The 3680-nt window shown below is 54.7% G+C and carries 2 protein-coding genes; both read right to left on the reverse strand.

The features are described from left to right. Positions 1–286: 286 nt before the first annotated feature. Positions 287–1672, reverse strand: a complete 1386-nt coding sequence (locus OEL57_RS15230; protein WP_300741624.1) for an efflux transporter outer membrane subunit — start codon at positions 1670–1672, stop codon at positions 287–289. Beyond that, positions 1665–3680, reverse strand: a 2016-nt coding sequence (locus OEL57_RS15235; protein WP_300741625.1) for an efflux RND transporter permease subunit, incomplete at its 5' end; no start/stop codon positions are given. The genes OEL57_RS15230 and OEL57_RS15235, both read right to left, overlap by 8 nt.

The following is a 3680-nucleotide window of genomic DNA, read 5'->3' on the forward strand; positions in this document are numbered from 1 at the left end:
CAAGTAATTTATGATGTATTTTTCGATTTAAATTATTTTTTTGTTTTGCATAAAACGAATTTTATACCTTCGTTTTGAAAAGCTGTAATCATTTATCATTATTTCTATTGAATAATCCAACGTTATCCCGCCACAGGTATAAACGAGATCCCCCTAGACAAAAAAAAGGGGAGGCCGAAGCCTCCCTGATTGCAGTGCTATTGCTGTACAGTTTTAGTGATCAACATTCTTTTCTTGGCCATGCCGCTTCATTGGTGGCTTTCAGCTGGACCTGCTGAGGATCTGGTTACTTCTTCTGCGCGGCTCCTTGCAACTTGTCAGCCTCAGCCACCCAGCCGCCACCCATCGACTTGTAGACAGAAATCAACGACACCAGCAGGTCATAGTGGGTCTTGGTCTTGTCCAGCTTGCCGGAAAACAGCGACCGGTCAGCATCCAGCACCTGCAGGTAATTTGAGGTACCTGCCTCAAACTGCAGGCGAGCCAGGCGATCATACTCTGAAAGTGAATCCACCTGCCGTTTCTGAGCATCCAGCTGTTCCCTGCCCTTGGTGGTCTTGATCAGGGCATCTTCAACTTCCCTGAATGCGGTTAAAATCGTCTGCTGATACTGGTACATGGCCTGCTGTTGCTGTGACTCCGCCTGTTTTACCTGTCCGGCGGTCTGACCAAAATTGAAAAGCGGCTGGGCCAGTTGTGCTCCCGCAGACCAGATACCGGCACCCGGCACAAACAGTTTGCTGATGTCACCACTGGATACCCCCAAGGCACCGGTCAGAGAGATCTTGGGAAAATAGGCTGCCTTGGCCACGCCGATCTCAGCATTGGCAGCAATCAGGCTCTGCTCTGCCTGAATGATATCAGGGCGCCGTTCCAGCAGCAGGGACGGCAGACCGGCCGGAATACCTGGCGGTATCAGCTCATCAATGGTCTTGCCCCGCGGAATTGGACCTGGCGCACGCCCCAGCAGCAGCGAAATCAGGTTCTCCTGCTGACGCACCAGCGATTCATAGCTGGGAATGGCCTGACGGGCAGCCTCATAATTGGATTCAGCCTGGGACAGTTCAAGTCCGGAAATGGTACCGTGCTTAAAACGTAGCTGGAACAGTTTCAAACTTTCGGCATAGGCCTTTTCCGTATCACGGGCTATTTCCAGTTGGCGGTCCATCCCCCGCAGTGTGATATAGCCACTGGCCACATTGGAGACCACAGTCATGATCACCGCACGGCGACCAGCTTCGCTGCCCACAATCTGGGCCTGGGCTGCCTCGCTGGAACGCCTGATCTTGCCCCACAGATCAAGCTCCCAGGTGGCGTTAACCGTGGCCTGATAGCTCTGGGTGGTGGTGCCTCCGCCATGGGTTGCGCCGGGATTAAAGCCAGCCGATATCTGCGGGAAGTACTGGGAACGGGTGGTATCAAGCACCCCCAGGTACTGATCCACCTTGGCCGTGGCGCTCTTCAGGTCCAGGTTACCCCGCACTGCGGTCTCAATCAGATCATCCAGCACCGTGTCGCCAAACAGTCTCCACCACTGGGTATTGGCCAGATCAGCGGCTGCCTTGTACTCCACATTCCATTGATCAGGCGCTTTGATATCAGGCCGGACATAATCGGGACCGACCGTACAGCCGGTTACCAGCAACAGTATACACAGAAGAAGATTACGCATGATCCGAGTCCCCTTTCGGCAGGGGCTTGACACCCTTTGAACGACTGAAGATGCCGCTGGCAGACTCAAGCACCACAAAGAAGAGCGGTACAAAGAAGGATGCCACCAGGGTAGAAGCCAGCATACCGCCGATCACACCGGTACCGATGGCACGCAGGCTGTTGGCACCGGCACCGGAAGCGGTTGCCATCGGTACGCAGCCCAGAATAAAAGCCAGCGAGGTCATCACAATCGGGCGCAGACGCAACCGGGCAGCCTCAATGGCCGCTTCCGCCGGCTCCATCCCCTTTTTCAGGTTATCAGACGCAAACTCTATGATCAGAATGGCGTTCTTGGCAGACAGCCCCACCAGAGTGACCAGACCGACCTGAAAATAGACATCATTTTCCAGACCACGCACCCAGGTAAACAGCAACGCACCGCAGAGTGCAAAGGGGACCGACATTACCACCCCCACCGGCAGGGACCATTTTTCATACTGGGCTGCCAGAATCAGGAAGACCATGATCAGACCAAAGGCAAAGGCCATGGTTGAGGTATTGCCAGACTTTTTCTCTTCAAAGGCCTGACCTGACCAGGCAAAGCCATAGCCTTCCGGTAGCACCTTTCTGGCCACCTCCTCCATGGCGCTGATGGCCTGGCCGGAACTATAACCAGAGGACTGGCTGCCGTTCAGCTTGGAGGCCGGAAAGCCGTTAAAGCGGGGCAGCAGACTGGGGCCAGCCACATAGTTAATGGTTGCCATGGCAGAAAGCGGGATCATGCTGCCACCGGTTGAACGGACATAGATCTGGGTCAGGTCGTTGGGCTTGTCACGATAATCAGGTTCAGACTGCTGGATAACCTGCCAGATCCGGCCATACTGAAGAAACTGCCCCACGTAGGCAGAACCAAAGTAGGACTGCAGGGTCTCAAAGACCGTGGATACCGGCACCCCCAGCAGCTCAGCCTGGGCACGATTAACATCCAGGTAAAGCTGTTGCTGGCTGGCGGAAAAGGTACTGGAAACCCCGGACAGTTCCTTGCGTTTGCGGGTCTCGGCAATGAATTGCTTGGTGATTTTTTCCAGCTCCTGGGGAGTGCCGCCCCCTTTACTCTGAATATAGAACTCAAAACCGCCGGTACTTCCCAGACCGGGAATGGAAGGCGGGTTGATCGGAAAGACCACCCCCTCTTTGACACCCTGCAGTTTGCGTCCAATATCCTTTTGCACACTGAAGGCATCTGTCCCCTTCCCTTCCCGTTCATTATAGGGTTTAAGGGTGGCAAACAGCAGACCGGCGTTATCCTTGACACTGCCGTCAAGCAGACTGTAGCCGTTAATCTGGGTGATGTCTCCCATGGCCTTGTTGCTCTGGGCCAATTGTACTGCCTGGTCACAGACTGCTGTAGTCCGTTCAAGACTGGCAGCATCGGGCATGATGGTACCCACAAACAGATAGCCCTGATCCTCTTCCGGCACAAAGCTACCCGGAACGATCTTAAACAGCAGCAGCACCAACACCAGCACACCGCAGAACAGCCCCAGGCCGATACTGCGGTGATTAATCAGCCAGCGTACCCCGGCGGTATAGCGTTCAGTCAGGGCATTAAAGCGATCTTCAAACCACTTGAAAAAACCCTTCTTTTCGCCATGGCCCGGCTTCAGAATCCGGGCTGCCAGGGCAGGTGAAAGGGTTAACGCCACCACACCGGACAACACCATGGAGATGGCGATGGTAACCGCAAACTGTTTGTAGAGCGTACCGGTCATGCCGCCCAGAAACGCCACCGGCAGAAAGACCGACCCCAACACCAGCACGATGGCGATCAGGGCTCCGGTCAGCTCTGACATCGCCTTCTTGGCTGCATCCATCGGGGTCATGCCATGGGTGGCCATATTATGTTCAACGTTTTCCACCACAATGATCGCATCATCCACCACCAGACCGATGGCCAGGATCATGCCGAACAGGGTCAGCATGTTGGTGGAGAACCCCAGGGCCAGAATCCCCATGTAGGTACCGAT

The sequence above is a fragment of the Trichlorobacter sp. genome (genome assembly GCF_030247655.1).
Taxonomy (GTDB): Bacteria; Desulfobacterota; Desulfuromonadia; order Geobacterales; family Pseudopelobacteraceae; genus Trichlorobacter.